Annotated in this window: 1 protein-coding gene (only partly in view); it reads left to right on the forward strand. The window is 65.5% G+C overall.

All 20,776 nt of this window come from inside a single coding sequence — locus tag AB0H00_RS04000, LacI family DNA-binding transcriptional regulator, on the forward strand. Of the gene's 82,911 coding nucleotides, 55,211 precede the window and 6,924 follow it; the stretch shown corresponds to coding positions 55,212-75,987, spanning codon 18,404 (partial) through codon 25,329 (complete); the first codon wholly inside the window starts at position 2. The start codon and the stop codon both lie outside this window.

Below are 20,776 nucleotides of genomic sequence, written 5' to 3' on the forward strand. Positions count from 1 at the left end.
GCAGCTCTTCGGTCTGCTCGATGGCGAGGTCGATGTGGTCAGGTGGCAGGACCTGACCCCGGACCGGGTGGCCCTATTCGAGCGGGACTACCGCCGTCGTGGTTTCACGGACCCGCGGATCGAGGAAATTCTCCCTGAGTTGCGGGCGCTGGACCGAGTGTTCATCGAGCTGGGGCGTAACACGCAATTCGAGATCGACACCCTCCGGATCACCGCCACATTGGAAGCGGTATTGCTCGCCGCTGATTACGATGCCCGGGCGCTGTCCCGCAGGCTGGCGTCTCCCGGGGACCATGATCCGCGAGCCCTCGAGCGGTTGGCGAGATTGCACCGGAAGTCGGCGGTGTTGCGAGCGCACCGTACCGAACTGAACCGACTCGCTCGGGCGATCCGGGAGACGACGCAGCGGATCGAAAGCGGACTGGCCTTCGGATTCGCCCTCGGCATGCGGGAGATGCTGCTGGCTGCTCTGCTCGAGAATCACACGGAATTCCGTGCGGCGTTGTTGCGCACCGATGCGTTGCTGCGTGCCCCGCTGGAATCCGAGGTTTTCGGTCCGCAACTGTCGATTCCGGAGTCGAAGCAGTTCAGCAAGGTCACCGAGCCGGATCCGAACGAGTCGGTGGACGGCCGGTTGACCCCGGCGCTGGCCGAGGTGCGACGCCGGGCTGAGAATCGGCTGGAGGGTTTCTACGCCCGATTGATGGGCGAAAACGGATTCCACCGCAGCGATTTGGCATTCGGTTCGCCGACCCGGAGGGACCTGATTGCGACAGGGAATCCCGAATCGGGGTTGTTGCCGCTGATCGTCGGAATGGACCGGGTCCAGGCTCGAATTCTGTTGTTGGACAAGCTGGAAGCGGAGTTGACCCGGCAGTATGCGGGCGGTGGGCTGACCCCCGATTTACGCAACCAGGTTCGGGAGCTGACCGAACTGGCCCGCCGATTCCTGGACACGCTGGACAGAACTCTCGGTTCCGATGCGGTGATCGATCCGGATCGGGAACTGACCACCCGCTTGCGCGCCATCGCGACACCGCTGCCAAACCCGAATTCGCAGCGCCACCTGACCGGGCTGGGCATCGAGTTGGTCACGTTGCAGCGGGAAGCGCGGAACATCAACCGGAACTGCCTGCCGGTCGTCGAGGAGTTGGGCGAACGGTTCGGAGTGCGCCCGGGTGGCTCCTATGCTGAAGCGCTGCGACAACTTACCTCCCGGTGGGCCGCATTGACCCAGGATCTGGTGGACACTTCGGTGCCCGCGGAGCACACCGAGTTGCTCGCGGAGCTGGACGAGCTCGATGAACTGCTGTCCGCTGTACGTCAATTGGCGGCTCCGGATCGAAGCTGGATCATTCCCCTCACCCAACTGCAACAGGAGCTGGTGCTCGGGGACAGCCGGGAGCGGAAGGCGTCGCGGCAGCTGGGGTTCCTGCGGGCTCAGCAGCATCCCGAAGTCCACTCGGTCCAGTCGGAGCTCGAGCTGCTGCAACAACGAAACTCGACTCTGCGTGAGCACCAGACGGTGCTCGATGCGCGGGTGCGTCAGTTGCGCGAAGACCGGCGGGTATTGGCCGCTCGGATCGAGGAGTTCGCGGAACTGCTGGCTCGCCCGGACGCGGACGACGCCGAACTCCGCTCGTTGCGGCAGACCGTGCAGCAGTTGCAGGCGAAGATCCGCCAGGGCGAAGTCGAGCTCGAGGAGCGGATGACCCGGGTCGTCGCGGCATTCACCCGGCTCATTCAGCGGCCGGACTGGGGCTCGTTCCGGGACACCCTCGATTCCGCGGCTAGCGGCGCGGCCGGTGGCGTGCTCGGCAAGGGATTTGTCGGTGGGTCACTGGGCAAGCTCGTCGGCGGATCGCCGAGCCCTGAGAATGCGTCCTCGATCGAACCGGCGACAGCGGACCAGCCTCTGGAAGGGTTGGGGACCGAACTGGCCGCCCTGCAGTCGAGGGCAGCCGAAGCCGAACGTGCGCTGGCCGAATACGGCCCGGACTTCAACGTGGCACCGGACGAGGTCACCCGCGAGCGGGAAGGTGAGTTGATCGACCTGCGTGCGGTGGAAGCACTGCAGGTGGCCGAGGGACTGAACGATGGCACCACCCCGCAAGAGCTGACCCCGGAGCGGGCCCGCGAACTACAGGACGAGCTGGGCCTGTCCCATCCGATCGGTTCCCGGGTGATGGATCTGGTGGACCTGGATCAGTTGTTGGCGGCGATCCGATTCCGGCTCGACGGTCCGGACATCGACTGGTTGCCCGCGTTGCAAGACTTGGAAAATGGCCTCGCCGCCGCGGACACCCGGTGCCGGGAACTGTCCGAGCAGGTTCGGACCGGTGGGCTTTTCTACCTGAGGCGCCTGAAGCTCCAAATGGACCGGAAGCAGGCCGAAGAACAGTTGCGGACCCTGCGCACCCACCGGGATGCGCTCGCCGACGAGGTGTCCAGGTTGCAGGAGCTGCGCCGCGAGCGCGACGCGGCCACCGAGCGGTACCAGCAGCGGCGCGACCGCGGTGAGCTCACCGAGGACGATCGCACCGCCCGGATCGGCCAATTCCGTGACCACAACCTGCAGATCGAGGCCCAGCAACGGCGGGTTTCCGAGCTGCTGGACCGGGTCGCCGACCTGGTGGTCGAGCCGAGACCGATCGAGGTATTCCAGTTCGGCCCGGTTGACCCGACCAACATCGACTTGACCGGCCTGGGGCAAGGATTCGTTGGCGACCGCACCGAACCGGTGCCCGCGGCCGGGGACGGCACCGCCGAGCCTCGCACCATCGTCGATGAAGGGTTGGCCCGGATCGCCCGCGAGTCCGAACGGGACCAGGCCCATGCGGAGCTCACCCGGGCGGTGGAAACCGCCTTGGCCGCGCTGCCTGCGCAACAGCGGACCGAGGGTGATGTCGCGGCAGTTGTGCGCGGGTGGGCGAGCAACCCCGATCAGACCTGGGACCATCTGGCCCAGTTGGGGATTGGTGCAGCGGAACTCGAAGCGCTCACCGATGCCACTCTGGTGCACAATGTCGCAGCCGATGATGTCCAGGCCGCCGACGAAGCCGGATCGGCCCGCATCCACAATGCAGCTGACGCGGCGGTGGCCCGCATCCTGGACCACCGACGGAAGAACCTGCCACCGGCAACACCGGCACCGAACCCGGAGTTCAACGGCCAATGCGTGCCATTGACGATGCAGGCGATCAACGACTACTACCACCGAACCCGTGGCAAGCAGCGGGCGCTGAAACTGCCGCAGGACACGGTGGGTGAGACCGGCGTCGGACCCGCGGCCCTGTCTTGGCTGATGGGCACCCGCTCCGGCGCGATCGGCGTGGGGGTCGCGGGGCACGCTGAGATCGCGAGCAGCCTGCTCGGCGCCAAGCCCGGTAGCGGCATGCTGGTGGTGGACACGCTCACCGAGCTCGACGACAACGGCGACCCCATTGCGCACGCCTATTTCGTGGTCCACCACCACAAGGCTGTACTGTTGCGCATCGATCGCCTCACCGGTGAGGTGCTCGGTGAATTCCTCCCCGAGCATGCCGAAGGCGTGGTCGCACACACCCGGGTCTACCGACTCGATGAATCCGGCGAGGTCATCCCCGACCGCGACGCGGGCAAGATCCCCAAAGAGCCGAACGACTCGATCGAGCAACCGCCGGAGGGCACCCCGCGGTTGACCTCCGACATCACCGGCACCGGCCGTGGACGCCCGTCTTGGCTACAGGCAGTGCCCGACCTGCCAGGCGAGAGCACTGCCGGAGCGCAGGTGTTGTCGCCGACGCTGGAGCAGCTGCGCACGGCGCTGATCGAGCGGAACCTGGAATTGCTCCCGGCGTTCAGTCACCTGAACGCGCCACGCGTGCAATGGTTGGCGACCCTGCGGGCCGAGCGGGCCGAGGTGGTGGCACTACTCCGCAGGGAAGATCGAGACGTCCCGGAAAACCCGTCCGCGGTGCAGATTTCCGAGCTGGTCGCCACCTGGTCGGGCCATCAGGAAAGTTTCCTGCGGGACAAGAAGATCGGCTTCGGTCAACAAATCGAGGAGCTGGACCGGCAGATCTCGGCCGAACGAGAACTCGCCGACGGCGAGGCCATCCTGGCGAACCTCGCGGAGCTGGAAACCGCGCTGGGCACGGAGCCCGGCGAGGTCGAAGCTCGCCGGCTCGCAGCGCTGGCCGCGCACCTGGATCGACAGGCAGCCCGCCGGATGGCCTTGAGCAGGCAGTTGACCGCCGTGCTCGAAGCCATCGATCGGGAAAGCCAGCCGCTGGACCTGTCCACCGCAACCATGGGCGCGATGGGTTATTGGCCGGATCTGGTGCGCATCGGGATCAGCAACCTCGACCAGCAGGTCCGGGAAGGGCTCGGGGAAATCCGGATAGCGCGGCTGTTCGGCGGGGCCTGGCCCGCAGCCCCACTCACGCCGGAGCAGGTGGAAACCCTGTTCCGCGCCCTGGATCGGGATAAGTCTCGGTTCGAAGACGACTTGCGCATGAACACCCGAAAACTGTTGGCGCTGCACCGGATGCACCCGGATGCGGAAGAAGCCGTGCAGGTCGCCGAGGCCCTGGACGAGATCGATCGGGAACTGCTGCACGACACCGCACTGGTGCGCCAGCGGCCTGCGCTGCCGAGCCCGGCCACCGACGCCGAGCGGGAACAGGCCACGGCATTGTGGGCCCGCGCCGAGGAGTTCGACAGCGTCGCCGAGTTCTTCGACTCCCTGAGCGCCGAGCAGCGATGGCGGTTGGTCCGCGGCGGCATGGTCTACGCCGCCTACGGCATCGAAGAGCTCCCCGGGCGGTGGCGAAACCGCCTGAACCGCAACGAAGTCGCCTGGCGCCGAGCGCAGGGCCGGGACATCACCCGGGAACTGGAGCTGCTGAAGGCTGCCGAGGCCCAGGCCGCGCAGTTGCCCGGACATCCGCCGGTGCACCTGCTGCGGTTGGCCGACCCGATCATCGTCCTCGGCGATGTCGACACCGCGGACCGGATCGTGATGCGCCGGCGCAGCCCTGGTCGCACCAACGCCGAGGCGATGACCCTGGTGGCACAGGAGTCCCTGGACATCCTGGTCGACGGCGCCTTCGCGCAACCCGCGGTGGTGTTGCTGGACAACCCGACCGAGGACCTGCGTTCTGCTCAGATCGAGGCGTACAACTGGGCGCAGGTGCGTCGGCGCTACGACCTGGAGCAGGTGCGCCCCGACCTGCCGCATGAATCCGACCACACCGGGGTGCGCGGCCACCTGTCGATCGTTCCGGACCCGGTCCCGGCCGAGCCGCAGGGACTAGCGGATTATCGTGCCCCGCGCCGTTTCCGGGCTGAGGTCGGACAATCCCTGGAAGGCGAGGTCGCGGACTGCGCGGAGAACTTCCTGCTGGACCTGGGCGTGGACCCGGGCTCGATCCGCAGCTCCCAGCTGGCCGGCCTGAGCGACGACGAATTCAGCCTCGGCACCCAGGGCATCTGGTCCGGGTTCCGCACTGTGGACCAGGTCGCCGCCCGCCTGGGTGGATTGCCGCCGGGCGCCAAGGCCTATGTCGTCGAGGAATACGCCACCGAAGGCGCCGACCCGAACACCGTCGGTTCGCACATGTACCAGCTGGTCAACCAGGGTTCCGTGGCACAGTCGACCATCAAGCAACGCACCCTGACCCGACCCAAGGCGACTGCTGCGGACCTGGAACAGCCGCAGCCGAAGGCAACCGAAACCGACTTCCAGCCGGGCACGCAAAACTCGAACGCGAACCGCGTGTTCGTGGTCTTCCTGGACGCCGAGAACAACCCGATCGACCCGGAAACCGGCGCCCCGACGGAATTCACCGCAGGCAACGGCGAAGCGGGCCAGGACAAGCCACTTACCCGGATTGGGCGAAGTATCGGCGGGCACTCCGATGACTCCGAGTCGGAGTGGCTGCCTGATATAGGTGACTTCGGTGGTGCTCCGCACTCCCCGCAGCGGATAGGGATGCTGGCCCGGGCCCAGTTCACAGCCGATATTTTCCGGAGAGTGCTCCGCGAGGAGCGGGCAACACTGCCGACCGATCCGCAGGCCCAGTCGGTGCGGGACCGAAACCGGTTGCGGCAGCTGGATGCCGCCGAACAGGTGCATGCCAAGGCGGTCGAAGCTGGTCGAGAACACACCGCTGCACTGATGGAATTCCGGCACCGAGCTGAACGAGCCAAAGAGTTGGCCGGAGAACTCGGTATCGACTTCGATGCCGATGAGTCGGCTAGGTGGATGCTCGACCAGGGCCGTGACAGGTCGGAAGGCTCGTTGCCTGCCCCGGGGCGCGAGGCACCGACCACTGACCAGCGTGAGCAGCTGGAGCGCGAGCTGCAGGAACGACTGTCGGAATTCGAAGCAGCCCGCGACCGGCTGAAGGCTGCCGACCAGGAGCTGCGGCATCAGCTGGAAGTCGCCGGGGCGTGGCCGCGGGTCGTCCTGCTCGACCCGTTCACGCAGTACCGGGACCTGGTGGCAGCGGTGCAGACGCTCTACGACTTGGTCGGCCCGGAGTGGGTGGATCGGCCGGATCGAGATGACTTCGGTAAGTCTCCCGACGACCTGACCGACAGCGTGCGGGCGCGGATGGTGCGCTACCCGACGCACAGCTACCTCGTGCGGGAGCTGGAACGGTTGGGCCCGGGTTCCGTTGTGCTGGTGTCGGATACCGAAGGTCGTGCCAAACGGCGGTTTGTGCTGACCAATATCGGCGGAACCATCTTCCGGATCGAGCGCAGCACCGGCACGGTCAAACGGTTTGTGCCCGGCGATGGTGGGTTCGGTTTCACCCGTATTTTGGAGGGCGCCTTCTTCGACGCGTACAAGCGTCCGGTGCACCGGCTCGACGAGAGCTGGGATCTGCTCGACCTGTTCGACGCCGACCAGTCGGCTCAGCGCAGCACGGAATTCGCGCGACTGCTTGCCGCGGTTGCCGACCAACAGGATGGTCGGGCCGACGAGGAGCTGGGCAGGCTGCAGGAACTGGCCGTGCGGCGGTTGTCACTGATTGCCGAGCATCTTGCCCGGACCGAGGAATTACGTTGGCATGCACATCAACTCGACATGGATCCGGATGAACTGAGTCGGCAGCAGATGGATCAGCTGGCGCTGATGCCGATTCCGCCTCGCCAAGTGGTCAGGCGACCCATGTTGCCGCCCCCGCCCGATCCGATCGATGAGCAGGTGCCGGAATTGGTCCGGGCGGCACGCGAAATGGACGTCGTGGCCCAGCAGATCCGAGAATTGGATCGCGAGCTCGCGGCCGGGATCGCAGCCTTGCCGGAACCGGCATCCGATGCGAACTCCGAAGCCCTGCTGCACGGTTCGGCGGCGGTGCGGATGGCTGCGGTGCTGACCGGTGATCCGGACATCCAGCCGCTGAATGCCACCGGCGGTTCCGACCTCACCCCGGACTTCGAAACGTCAGCCGGGCTCAATGCGCTACCACGCGCATTCGTCGGCGGTATCGAGCAGATGCGCCGGATAGTGCACGCTTTGGGTTCGGGTGCGTTCATCGTGTTGTCCGATGACTCCGACCCCGAGATCGGTGTGTTGGCCAATGTCCGGGGCCGGGTGATCGCCTTCGGTCGAGACGGTGCCCGGATCACCGAGCAGCAGTTCGCAATGGACAATGCTGCACCCGCGACCGGTTTCGTCTTCACCGCGGCCAAGGTCCCGCTGCATCGGATGCCTGGCGAGGTCCGGGACCGGCTGACTGAGCTGGCGATTGCGCATGCGCAGGCATTGCGGACCGGTGATACCGAAACAGCGGAACAGCTTCGGCAAACGGCCCGGGAACTGTGCTATCAGCCGAACGAGACGGAACCGGTCCAGTACTCCACCGGATACGACCCGGATGATCACGGCAGGTTCGTGAATCTGGACCGCACGGTCTTGATGGAACTGCTCGGACCGCTGCTGGAACACCTGCGCATCGAAACCACCGCACACGGGGTGGTCATCGAGCTCGACGTCGCGGACATGTCCTGGTCGCAGCTCGATGATCTGCGTGAGCAGCTAGACGCCCTCGGCCCGGCCTCGACCCTGGCCGGTTGGGGCAGTTGGCAGCAAGCCGAGCTGGCGAAGCTCGACCAGGCGACCCAGACGGCCGTGGTGGTGCACGCCGACTCCGAGCTGCGCGGTCGCGTCGCGCAGTGGACCGAGCAGGGCTGGGCATCAGCAGTCGTCACCCAGCCGAACGTAACCTCTACGAACGTCGATGGCGTCGATCCGGTCGGGAAGCTGGAACGCGAACGCGACGAGCTGCTGCGGCGACACCGGATTTCCCTGGAAAACCAGGAAAAGGTCGTCCGGGAAACGGAATTCGTCGAAGGACAGCTCGACCGAATGGCCGTCCGGGCTGGGGTGGATCCGGCGCAATTGGATCTGATCATTCTGCCTAGGGTGCAGGAGAACTCCCGCTTCAGGCTGCGGCGTACGCAGGCGGAGCTGACCCGGTTGACACAGGTCCAGCAGCAGCTGCGCGAACTGCGACAAGAACCCGAACCGGAGCCCATCGAGCCGCGCCCGCCGCGGGAGGCGCCGTTCGACCGGGGACCGGCAGTCCTCGACTTCGAGGTGATGGACCGCCGGATCGACGAGTTGCGCGATGCGATCAAGGAATTGGCCGATCCGCTGGGCCTGGACTACTACTGGGTGCACCCGGATTCGCCCTCCCTGCGTGATGTGCGGCAAGAGCTGGACACGGACTGGCGTGCCTTGGCCGCGATGGTGGGAGTGTCCCCGGAGCAGTTGGCGGGCCTGCCCTTGGACCTCCTCGGCGACCCGGGCGATTTCGCCGAAGACGACCCGATGCGGGTATTGGCGCGGCGGTTCCAGGAAGCGGACCGGCAACGAACCGCTCTGCTGCAACGCGCAGCGAACATCGTTCGACTGACCGAGCTGGTCGCCGAACGGGACGAGGCCCGAACCGTACTCGACGACGAGGTATCCCGACGCCACCACGACCATCCCTACCGGAAATACCCGGACGGTCCTTGGCTGACCGACCACGTCCAGCTCGCTGCCCCGCTCCGGGAAGGCGAAAAGCCCACGCTGGTCGTCGTCGCCATGGTCAACCGGCACGGACGGGCCTGGGATGAGTTCATTACCGCGCACCCGCAATACGCCGGTTCCCGGGCCCCGGGGTCGCCGTATGAGGTTTCCCATGTGACGCTCCGCCCGAACCTGCGGGACAACGCGGTCGAAATCGTTCGCCACGATCGCCAGGGGTACCGCCCGAACAACGCCGAGCTCGGAGCCCGGTTGCTGGCGGCGTTCGCCGAGCTGCGCAGCGGCGAGCAACCACGTCTGGTAGGACCGATCGGATTCGACACCTGGATGCAGAGCCTTGGCGGGTTCGACTCCTCGACCACCTTCGAGGAGCTGAAGCAGCGCTTCGCCGAGGACGACACGGAAATCGACGAGACCACCGCGCGCGGGGTCGTGCGTCGGATGCTTGCCTCGGAAGACCAGCCGCGCCCCCGGTGGCGGGACGAGTACCCGCGTCGATACGCCTTGCATTCGCGGGAGATCGAAATCGGCGGGGTCGTCATCGAAGTCCAGATGTGCCGCAACTACGACACCAACCGAATCGAGCTGGCCTATAACGGGAACTGGGATTCCGGCCACATCGATGCGGGCAACGCCGTGTCGTGGATGTTCCCCGACCTGACCGCCCGCACCGAACGCGGCATGGCAGACAAGGTAGCCCGCGCCCTGCGCCGTGGCCGGGTGAACCTGGCCGCGGTTGCCGCAGTGGAGGTTGCCGAACAGGAAGAGCAGTCCCGAGCCGAGTCGGAACCGATCCCCACCGGCTTGCTGCCCGCCAGCCTGAACAACGTGCAGCGAGCGCGCCTGCTCACCCGAATCCGGTCCATGGCAGCGGGATTCGCGGTACAAGGTCAAACCGGTTGGCACGAAGCGATACTGGCCCAACTCGCCGAACCCGCCCCCGAGGCAGCGGCGGCCGTCCCGACCGCACCGGAACTAGCACCCGACACTCGCACCCGTCGCGGCGCGGCTCCCGCCGGGGTCGGCGATGGCGTCGCGCAGTGGGCCGATGTCGACGGTCACCCGTCCGAGAGCACCAAGATCGGCCCGTTCAACTGTGGACCGTTGGTGCAGTGGTTCTTCCACAACGCCATCGGCGGCGAACTCGCGACCCAGATGAACCCGGCGAACGTCCGCGACCCGAAAATCGCCCTGTCCGGGATGGGCAAGGTCGATTTCGTCAAGGGTGTGAACATCGGCTGGGACCAAGGCCCGTTCAGCGCCGGGAACGCCGGGCTGGACAAGATGTTCACCCACGCGCGCAACCGCGGCGGCGCGCTGATCGGTGGTATCGCCCCGCAAGCCGCGGCCGAGCTCCCCGGCGCCAGGGGGATGGGCCACGTCTTCATCGTGGCGAAGGTGGACAAACAGTTCGCCGAGTTGCTGAACAGGCTCCCGAGATCGGTACGCGGCTGGACCAAGGTCGAGGTAGGCGAGCTCGTCGTCTTCGACAACGCCCACGGCGGATTACTGCGCGGCCGCAAGGCCCGCAAGTGGGCGACCGGCCAGTGGATCGGTTCCGCCGAAATCCACGTCGCCGGTCGCGACGAACACGGGGTGGCCCTGGCGGAGTTCGATCCCGAAATCCAACGCCACCGCGGCCCAGCCGTCCCCCGTGTGGGCGCTCGCCAGGATGACCCGCCGGCCGCTTCGGAGGATGTCGAATCCAGTTCCGGCCGAGACCAGTCGGAGCTGGCCCGGTTGAGGACTAGTGTGAACGCACTCGGCGACACCGGACCGGTGCTCGACGCCGAGGTCGGGGACTGGCAGCAGTCCGTGCGGAAGCTGGTGCGGACCGCGCGCGCATCGCAGGAGGCCACGGATCCGGTCCAGGCGGCACGTTCGGATGCCGAGATCGCGGCTGGGGTGCGGGAGATTCTGGCCGAGCTCGGTGTCGGTGGGGATCTCGATACAGTGCAAGGGGATTGGCAGCAGGTAGTCATTGCACTGGTGCGGGCGGCGGCGGATTCGACGGCGGCGGGTGCAACCGAGTCGGTGGTGCCTGGGCGTACCGATGCGGAGATCGCCGCTGCGGTCCGGGAGATTCTGGGTGATCTCGACACCGATGGGTCGGTAGCGGAGTTCGATGACAGCGGTTGGCAACGGGGATTGGCAGCCCGAGTTCGTGCCATCACCGGCGCGGATGGTGGGGGAACTCCGGTAGCAGAATCGGATCCGAGGCATCGTGCCGATGACCAGGTTGCGAGCCGGGTGCGAAGGATCCTGGATGAGGCCATTCGCGAAGTGGGGGAACGGGATCTCGAACGAGACATCGATGAGCAGCTTTCCGCGAGTCAGAAAATTGACGAGCAGCTTTCCGAGAATCAGGGAATCGTGGTGGCCGACCTGGCGGCGAAGGCTCGCCGGGATGCTCGGTTCCTGGCCGAACTCGAGACAACGTTCCGCGGCTCGCTCGTCGGACGATTGGCCGGCGAAGTCGGTGATTCAAAGCTGGTCGAGCGGTTCGCCGACGAGATCCTTTCGACCATGGTGCACGGCGAAGTTCGGCCGGATGAGGACGTCGACGGCTGGATTGCCTCGATAATCGAGCGCCAATTGCGCTGGTTCCGATCCGGTGCGATCACCCGTGATCAGTCCCCACCACCCAGTTCGGTGCAATGGACCGAAGCGCTCCAACTGATCCGGTGGGCCCGGCGCGGCGATATGGCGGCCTTGCGCAGCTGCCTGGCCAGGATCGAACCCGCTGCTTTCGAAGCTGGTGCCCACGCGCGAATCGCTGTCGCGGTGGCAACCATGCTCCGGGAACGGCTGTCCCCGGAGTCCTTCGCGGAGTTCCAGGCCACCCAGAGCAGGACCCGCCGGACGGTGATGCGGTCCGAGGTGGCGCTGGCGGCCGATGTGGACGAGGCTACGGTGTCCCGCGCACTCGGGCCGCAAGCAGAGCTGCTTTCCCCGGCGGGAGTCAGCCGAATAAAGGTGATCGCCGACCTGCTCGGTCGCCCATATCTGGGAGCTCCCCATCTCGGCGATGTCCGGGCCGAGCACTCCGACGGCGCGGACTCCTACGTCGCACAGGGTCTGGTCCGCTTCCACCACCTGAACCAATGCGGCCGAGCGGTATTGGCCGATATCGCCGCTGTGGCGGCGGCCGAGGGCGGGCGGGACGACATCTGGGAAATCAGCCCGGTGAGTCTGGGCGGAGTGTATGTCAGCCGGATGGTGCAGGGGCTCGCCGGGGACGGCCCCCTGGTGCAGGCGCAGCATGTGACCGGTCTCGCCGATGTCGCGGCCCGGATGGAACGTGGGAATGCCCGGGCAGCGGTCATTTTCGATCGTGGTGAGCACGGCGACCTCGGACACGCCCGCTGGTGGCTGACCGGCGGTGAGCAGGCCGGAATGCGGAATCCTGGGTTGGGCGTGATCGACACGGAATTCACTGCACCGGAGCATGACTCACCGGGTGGCCCGGGAATGGCAGTGGTATTCCTGGATCAGAATCTGCGTCCGATCGAAGACGGTATTCCGGACGAAAGCGGTGAGGACAGGTTCCTCGACCCGGATGACGACTTCCGGGTCGGCCGGACCTCCGGCCCAGGTGCCCACCACCCCGAACCCGGCCCGGACTTCTCCGGCGACGCTCGACCGATATCAGCGCAGGAGTTCCGACGACGAATCCTCGACGCGTACGGTGCCCTCGAGGGGCGGCCACCGTCGGAACCCGGGCGTAAGAAGCGGGTGACGCAAGCACAGGTTGCCCAGCGGGCCGGGGTGAGCCCAGCGACGGCGAGCCGGATTCTGCGGGGACAGCATTCCCATTCCTCGCAGGAGGTCATTGCGAATGTGATGGCAGCAGCCGAGGAACTGGGGTATTGGACCGCCAACCCGAATGCGCCGCACCCTGTTGCCGGGGTGCGGTCCGCGGCCGATGCTGACGAGCTCGGTTCACGACTGGAACACTTGCTGGCGCAGTTCGGCGACGAACCACCGAAGAACCTGGGGATGCAACCGCGCCCGGTGCGGCTTGTTTTGCGTCGAGTGCTGGAGGCATTCGGTGAGCCGTCCGACATACCGGCGCTGCTGCGCAACCATCATGTGTTTGATTTGGCTCGCCGGACAACCGTGGAGATTCTCCGAGCCGCAGTGGCACAGCAGCGTCCCGAAGGGGAACCCTTCATCGAGTGGTTCGACCGTCTGGCAGATGCCGAAATAAGCCGTGTTCAAGCAGTATTGGATGCGGGGATCGACGAACAGCAGCCTGTTCCCGGGGATTTGCAGCGGATCCCGCTGGCTGACTTGCTCACGGAACTCCGGGAACGGCCGGAACAGTTCAACTTCCGCATCGGCGAAGTGCAACGGGTCCTCGTTCAGGTATTGCGGAGACTGGATAACTTACGCGACCAGCGAATGTGGCCACAAGACATGTCGGTGCTGTCGGTGGGAAGGAGTATCACCGAAGAAATATTCCGGTCGGCCGCGCAGCAGCCGATTCCCGAAGCCGGGCTGGACGAGGATCAGTTCAACAGGATAGTCCGAGCCGAAATCGATCGGGTGGTCCATTCGCTCCCGAAGATCGTCGAGCCGGAGCCGGAGCCGGATCCCGACTATTCGATTACCCACGGTAACTGGGTCTTCCGGCAGATTCTGCAAGAACTGGGCGGACGGCCCACGAGCCCGGCATCGCATCAGGATCAGGAGCTGATCGCGATGGCGCACCGGCTTACCGAGGAGGTTCTCCGCAACGCGCACGGCACTATTCGCCCCCGCACGAGAACGATCGAGGAGTGGCTCGGCGGATATATTCGAATACAGTTCAACTGGATTCGGCAGCTGCGTTCTTCCGCTTCCCTCGCCGATCTGCCAGTCGGTTCGGTGACCGACACCGACCCGCAGCGGCGCAAGCTGGTGCCCAAACAGGCTGTCGAACCGGCGGAAAACGAGATCGCGTACTGGGCCCAGCAGGCAGCCGAGGGCAACGAGGCTGCTTTCGATCGGCTGTGGGGCCATGCCTGGAGTGCCGCATTCGCACAGGTAGTTGCCACCACGACCGATCGGGCCGAGATAGCGCGGTTGCTCGACCGCATCAAGGCGCGGCTGCGCGCGCTGGTCACCGAAGCAGCGACACAGGCACGCGAGGTCATCCAGACCGCGATTTCCTCGGAAATGGCAGAAGTCGAAGTCTCGGGAGCTGTTTCCCAGAACGAGGCCACGCCGCGACGGTCCCCGGCAGATATCAATGCTGTCGCCGCACAGGCGGGAGTGTCTCGCTCGGTCGCCTCGAAGGTGCTGCGTGATGCGCCGGTGAGAGCGTCCGCCGCGACCCGGGCCCGCATTCTCGCCGCGGCCGACCAGCTCGGTTTCCGGTACTTGGGCAGCGCCCAATCGGAGGTGCCGACCTGGGTCGAGGCGGCCCGCGGTGGGGACCGGGCGGCGCTGGACCGATTGTGGGAGGCCTTCTGGGGAGACGTCTTCGATCGGGCGCTGGCGAAAACCGGCGATCCGGCCGCGGTAGTCCGCATCGTCGACCGGGTGCGGTCGTGGATGCAGCGCGAGCTGCCCGGCTCTCGGCCGATGCGGGACATCGGCGTTTGGCTGACCTCGGCGGTGGAAACCATCGCCGCCACCGATCCGTATTCCCGGCCCGGACGGGCACTGCTCGAATATCAGAAAAACGACTGTGTCCCAGTATCTTTCGAAACCTTCGAAGCCGTGTTGCAAGAATTGTGGGGAGTGCCGCGGGGAACCTTGGTGGATCGGACCAAGCTGGCGGTGGTCGGGTTGGCCGGGGTGTCCGGCGGGCAGATCACCGAAGCGCTGTACGACTGCCGGCCGCCGGGGTTCGCGAACCGGGACGAGGTGAAACAAGGGATGGCCCAGCTCCCGCCGGGGACGGTGGGGGTGATGTTCGAGGTGTACGACAAAAAGGGCGTAGGCCACGCGGTGCCGGTGTTGCACAAGGGGGACGGTGACGTGGTCGTGTTGGTCGGCAGGGGCGAGCAACGGCGGGAAGTGTCCTTCGACGAGTGGGTGGCCGAGCCGGGGCGTCCCACCCCGACCAGCGTGTGGGCAGTGGCCGCCAATGGCGAAGGGTTCGTGGATATTCCGCGCGATCCGGATCTGCCGCCGCAGCCGCCGCTGCCGTTGGATCGGATGTTCGGCCGGGACCCGCGGGACCCGGGCCGGGGACCCCGCGCACCCGATGCTGTCCAGGCGGATATGAGTCACCTGCCGCCGGCACAGGTGCTGGTGCGACATTTCACTTCCTCCGGCTTCGAGCGGTTCTTGGTGATCAACACCGAGCCCGGGCAGCCACACGGGGAATGGCGACTGCCCGGTGGCGCGCCGAGCAGCAGCGGGACCGGGGTCAGTCCAGGCTTTTTCCGGTCGCTGCGGCTGGCGGGTACCCATGTCGACGGTGGGCCGGGGGGGCACAAGTTCATCGCCGTGAACATGCTGGGCCGGGCGCCTTCGGTTGCCGAGGATTACGACGATTCGCAGTTCCGCTGGATGTCTCGCCACCACTTGGTCGCCGCCGCGGCAGCCGGTGAGTTGCGTGCGGATGTCGTCGACAGCCTGCCCGACTTGCTCTCGCTGTACGAGCCGGAATCGATCACCATGGCCGAGGACGCCGAGAGTGAATTGCGCCGCTTGGGATCTCGGCTCGCGATGTCTGCGGACTCCATCGAACGAGTAGTCGTGGGGTTGGGTCACAGATCATCCGGAGAACAAGCCGTAATACTCGATTACTTCCGGACCACGGCCAATGTCGTCGACGCTTCCGAGCTCACCGCCGTGGTGTATGCCGTTGATGCGAACCCGCGCTTGGGCGAGGTGCTGGAAAAGCGGGATTTCTATCTCACATTGGTCGCGCAGCCCTGGTTCGAGGATGCGATTCTCGCGCCCGGTTGGGAGCTGATTGAATTCGAGTTGACCGAAGTCGGAGCGGGTGAACGTCAAGCCGTACGTAATCGCCTGGGTGCGCTGGTGGAATTCATGCGGCGGCCAGGGGTGGCCGACGATCTACGGCTGCTCCCGCCGTATGGCTCGCTGGCCAAACTGGTCGCCAGAAAGATAGCGAGATCCGATCCGGCCGATTTCGACGACCTTCGTCGTCGGCTACATGTAATCGCGGCGCTGCCCCCCGGTGCGATAAACGAGGAACTGGAGTCCCTCTATCTCGATTTTGCGTACGGTCAACATTTCGCTCGATTTATCGAAGAAGTGGCGCAGCTGCCGAAGGAGCAACGACCGCCGGTTCTTCGGGTGGCACTAGAATTCGACGACCGGGTTACATCGGAATTGGTCCAAGTGGTGCGAAAGGTGCTGCAGGGGAGCATCCACGACGGGGAACCGGCCGTTCTCGGCGTGCGGAATTCTGGTGCCGCGGGAATTCGGCAACTAAAAATAATCGCACAATCCTTCGTGGCCGAAGTGCGTAACGCGAGAATCTCGCCGGATAATTTGGCGAAGCTGCAGTCGTCGGATTACCTGGCCCGAATTCTCGCGGACCTCACCCGCTATGACGAAGCCCGATGGGGTGGGCATGGGATCGAATCGTTGCGCGAAGTGCTCACCCAGCACACAGACGCGTTGGCGCAGCAGCGCATTGCCGCCATGCCTGCGAAGTACCGGCCGAGTGTCGTCCTCGAGATCGCCGAACTGCACTCCCGGGAAGAGATTTCGGGTTCGCAATGGACCGTGGATTTGTTGGACAGGTACCACAAGTTGGCCGAGAATCTGCGCCAGGCATCCTCGGCTCTGCAGGTCGAGCGACGGCCGTTCACCGCTCTGCTCGGCAAGCTCGAGGACAGTATCCAAGCGCATATCGCCACCCTGCAACATTGTCTGGAGACCGGCACGCAGACCAACGGTGTGGTGCTGAGCGAGCGAGGCCGCAGCAGTATGGCCGCTCGACTCGAGACGCTGCAGGCGCTTGCTCCGTCTACCGACCGAGACGGAAAAACCGCGTCGTCGTTGCGCTCGTTCGCGGACTTCGAGCGAAATTTCCTGACCTTGTCCGGTTTCGGTCAGCTGCACGACCATATCCGGGCGATCTGTTTCGCCTGGGCCATGTCGAAACACCCTGAATGGATCGACGAGATGCGCACGCTGTCCACCGGGGAACCCAGGCTGGACGATGTCAGCGCGGTCCACGAATTCGTGGAACACATCACCAATCAGGAAGTGTTCGCGCAATATTTCTCACACCGGAAGAGCGCGCAGGCATTCCGCCGGATGACCAGTGTCCAGGCCCTGGAAGCCGCCATAGTGCGTACCCAGAATATCGGCGTGTCCGGCGACACCACTCCCATCCAGTTCGTGCCGACCCGGGGACCGCTGCTGGAACTGACTGGACATATCGCCGATGCCTGCTGGGCGGGGGAATACGACTCGGTGGCCGAGGCCATGTCCAATATGACGGGTGTGATCATGGTTCGGAACCCGAACGATCCGGCCCGAGCCTCCTTGGTCGGCGCTGCTCTGCTCATCGAAACGACCAGCAGTACCGGCGATCCGATTCTGTTGATCCGGGGATTAAACCCGCGGGAGAACTACATAAACCATGTCTCCGTAGCAGATTTCTATCGGAAGTTCACCGGATGGGCTGGAAGTATCGCCGCCGAGCGGGGGCGAAAGCTGGCTATCGTCATCGACGACCACTCGGGCGGTGCGGCAACCAATCGGCCGGTGGTTTTCGGATATTTGACTTCGGAACTCGGCAGATTGCGTCCCGTCGAAGTCGACGCGGTGGACACCGAATTCAATCACTATGCTGTCGGGCACCGGGCATTTCTGGTGGACCCGGATCCCGAGGTCCCGGACGGGTTCTTCTGGTCGGAGCCGGAATCGGTAGGTCGAACCGCCGAAGCGGACTTGCCTACTCCGACGGCGGAACCACCGCTTTCAGACCTGATCGATGCTGCGGCTGCGATCGACGAGCCGCGAACCGGTAGGTGGTACGAGTACTTCCGGACTATGCACACCAGGTCACACGACCTGCGGGCCAGGGCTACCGCGCTGATGGCGAAGTGGGGCCACCGTAGTGCAAGCCCCGAACAACCGGAGACTGCGCCATACGAGCAGCCGCAGCCGGAATCGGACAATCACGAGGTGGACCGGCAGCTGCAGGCCGCGTTGTCAGAGCCGGTGGACGAGTCGATTCACAATTGTGTCGCTGAGGCTGCCCTGGAGTGTTGGGCGGCGGTCGGAGAGCGCCCGCCCGCCGGGTTGGTGGATTTCCGTGCCGGTATGGATGGGGTGTTGCTGAAAGATATTCCCGTCGTGGTCGGGAAGGACTGGCATCGGCCCGGCCTGAATTCCTTTGCGGAGATCTACAACTTCGTGGCCACCAATACGGATGCGGCGGTGACCGCAGTCTTCGTGCACTCCGAAGCGGATCAGGCGACCCCGGAATGGGGGCATGCCATGCCGGCGCGGCATCTCGACGGCATGGTGAAGGTGAAGTGGAAGGGGGAGTGGATCTCCTTCCGAGACTTCATACTCGAGCATCCGACGCCTGCCGCGGTGGCAGCGGTGGTGATACGTCCCGGCCAGTGGGCAGCGACCAATCCGGCCGTGGTGGCGGCGTTGCGGAAGGCGCAGCCGCCGCTGCCGCGGAAATTCCACAATGTCCGTGTCGCGGCGGAAGAAGCCGCAACCCCGCCTGGGCATGTTCCTACCCGCAAGTATCCGATCCCGGAAGCGGCCCTGCTGGGTCCGATTGAGGGCAACGAGGAATTCCGGTCTGGTCTCGGGCCTCTGCATGTGGCCCAGCTCGATGGCGAGACGCGACTTTTGTTGTGGGCCTACGTGGCCCAGCTCGGCACCCGGCAGCGGGAAGACTTCATCCGCTGGTTCTTCTACCGGCAATCAGTCGCGGAGATCGCCGAGGCCACGGGCACACCGGTAAGCAATGTCTGGCGGATCGTCAGTGGGGCGACAACGATGTTGTCGGGGTGGTTGTCCGGCGCAGTGGAACCTGGCCCGGCCCGGCGGGCCATGGTGGAAGTGCAGCAAGGTTATTGGTCCGCAGACACCGTCTGGCAGCTGCGTGATCACGCCAAGCGGCTGCCCGAAGTATCCCGCGAAGTGTTCCGGCGCTGGTTCGAACAGGAGCAGACGCTGGAGGCCATCGCAGCCGAAATGATGGTTTCCCCTGAGCATGTGCGTCGCACCTTGCGTGCCGCCGCGGTGCAGGTGCAGACGTGGATGCAGGCAGGGCCGGTCGCCGCGCAACAGTCCGAAGCAAGCCGGATCGACGGTTCTGCCGACAAGCCGCTTGTCGACACTGCCGTCGCGCCGGAAGCCGGAACCCCCGCGACTTCGGAAAGCCCCGATCAACCAGCGCAAGCCCGTACCGGGCGACCGCGGGACCTTCGCTATGACGAGCTGGTCCGGATCACCGGATTGAGCCGCAAGATCGTCGGTCGGGCACTGCGTCCGGAAACCGGTGCGCTGCAGCCTCGTACCCGATTCCAGCGCGAGCGGATTCGGACTTTGGCCGAGGCGTTGGGTTACTTCGAGATCGACGACCCGGATGCGCCGCATTCTCGGCGTCAGGGTCCGCCACGGAACTGCGGCCCGATTTCCCTCCGGTTCGGGCACGAGCGGCTGGGATTGCAGGTCGACCTCAGAGACCTGAACGAAGAACTCATCCGGACCCAGGGCATGTCCGGCCGGGAGATCGCGGAGCGGGCCCGCGGCAAATGGCGTGAGTTCGCAGATGTGGGCGAGATGGCCGCCGAAGCCCGTAAGGGCAAGGTGGTGTTCGGTGCGGTGAACTTCGGTGGGGATGCCGGTGGTCACCTGTTCGTGGTCTACAAAGGCCCGGAGACCGGCGAGATCCGGGTACACGAGGGCATCGGCGACGACGTGATCGACGTGACCTTCGCGGACTGGGCGCCACCTGCGGGTGCGGTCGGCTATGCGGGCATCGTGTTCGAGAACGGTGTCGCCGAAACCCCGCTCACCGACGATGGTGACATCGGCGTCGGATTCCCGGAGTGGGTCGGTCGCCGCCTTGATTCCGCTCTGGAAATCGACGAAAACACCTCCTGGCGGGATCTGCGGACCGAGGTCGAGGTCTCGATATTCCGTCGGTTGTACGGCCAAAAGCCGTTGCGCGCAGCGACTTTGGCGATGCTGAATCGGGCGATCGAGGTGCAGAAGAAACTGTTTCCGAATGCGTCGCAGGAAGAGCTCGACGAGGCATTGTTCGCCTACAACGTGTACGTCAAGGAACCGACGGTGCGTAACCCGGACATGTGGGGAAACATGGTTCCGCGGTACACCACGGTGGAGGAGTTGCGTCGGTACGGGAACCAGCGCGAGCTGATGGCCGCGTTGCTCAACCTCGCGGTCCGCAATGCGGAAGTGCACAACGCGGCGGGCACCACCCTGAACGAGGGGATCGCCAAGCTATTCAATGCTCCGGACTGGGACCTGGTGCAGGAGGCGGTCGATGCGGTCGGATTATTGAGCAGCGAGGCATTGCAGCCGGTCTGGAAATCCCTGGTAGGGGTGAAACGGCCCGAAGACATCCGCGAGAATGACCTTCGCGGCGATGTCGGTCACCTCGCCCGTGGCACTCCCCGGGCCAAAGATGCCTTGAAAGAATATTTCCGCAGCCGCGGAAAGCAGACGGTCATGCCCGACCGGCCCGAGGGCGAGCAACGGCGGCGGGCATTGACGGTGGGCAACCTGATGGCCATGGGCCAGCCCCCGCTTTCGCGCCGGGAGTTGGAAGCGATCCCC

Source organism: Nocardia sp. NPDC023852 (genome assembly GCF_040639505.1).
In the GTDB taxonomy this organism is placed as follows: Bacteria; Actinomycetota; Actinomycetes; order Mycobacteriales; family Mycobacteriaceae; genus Nocardia.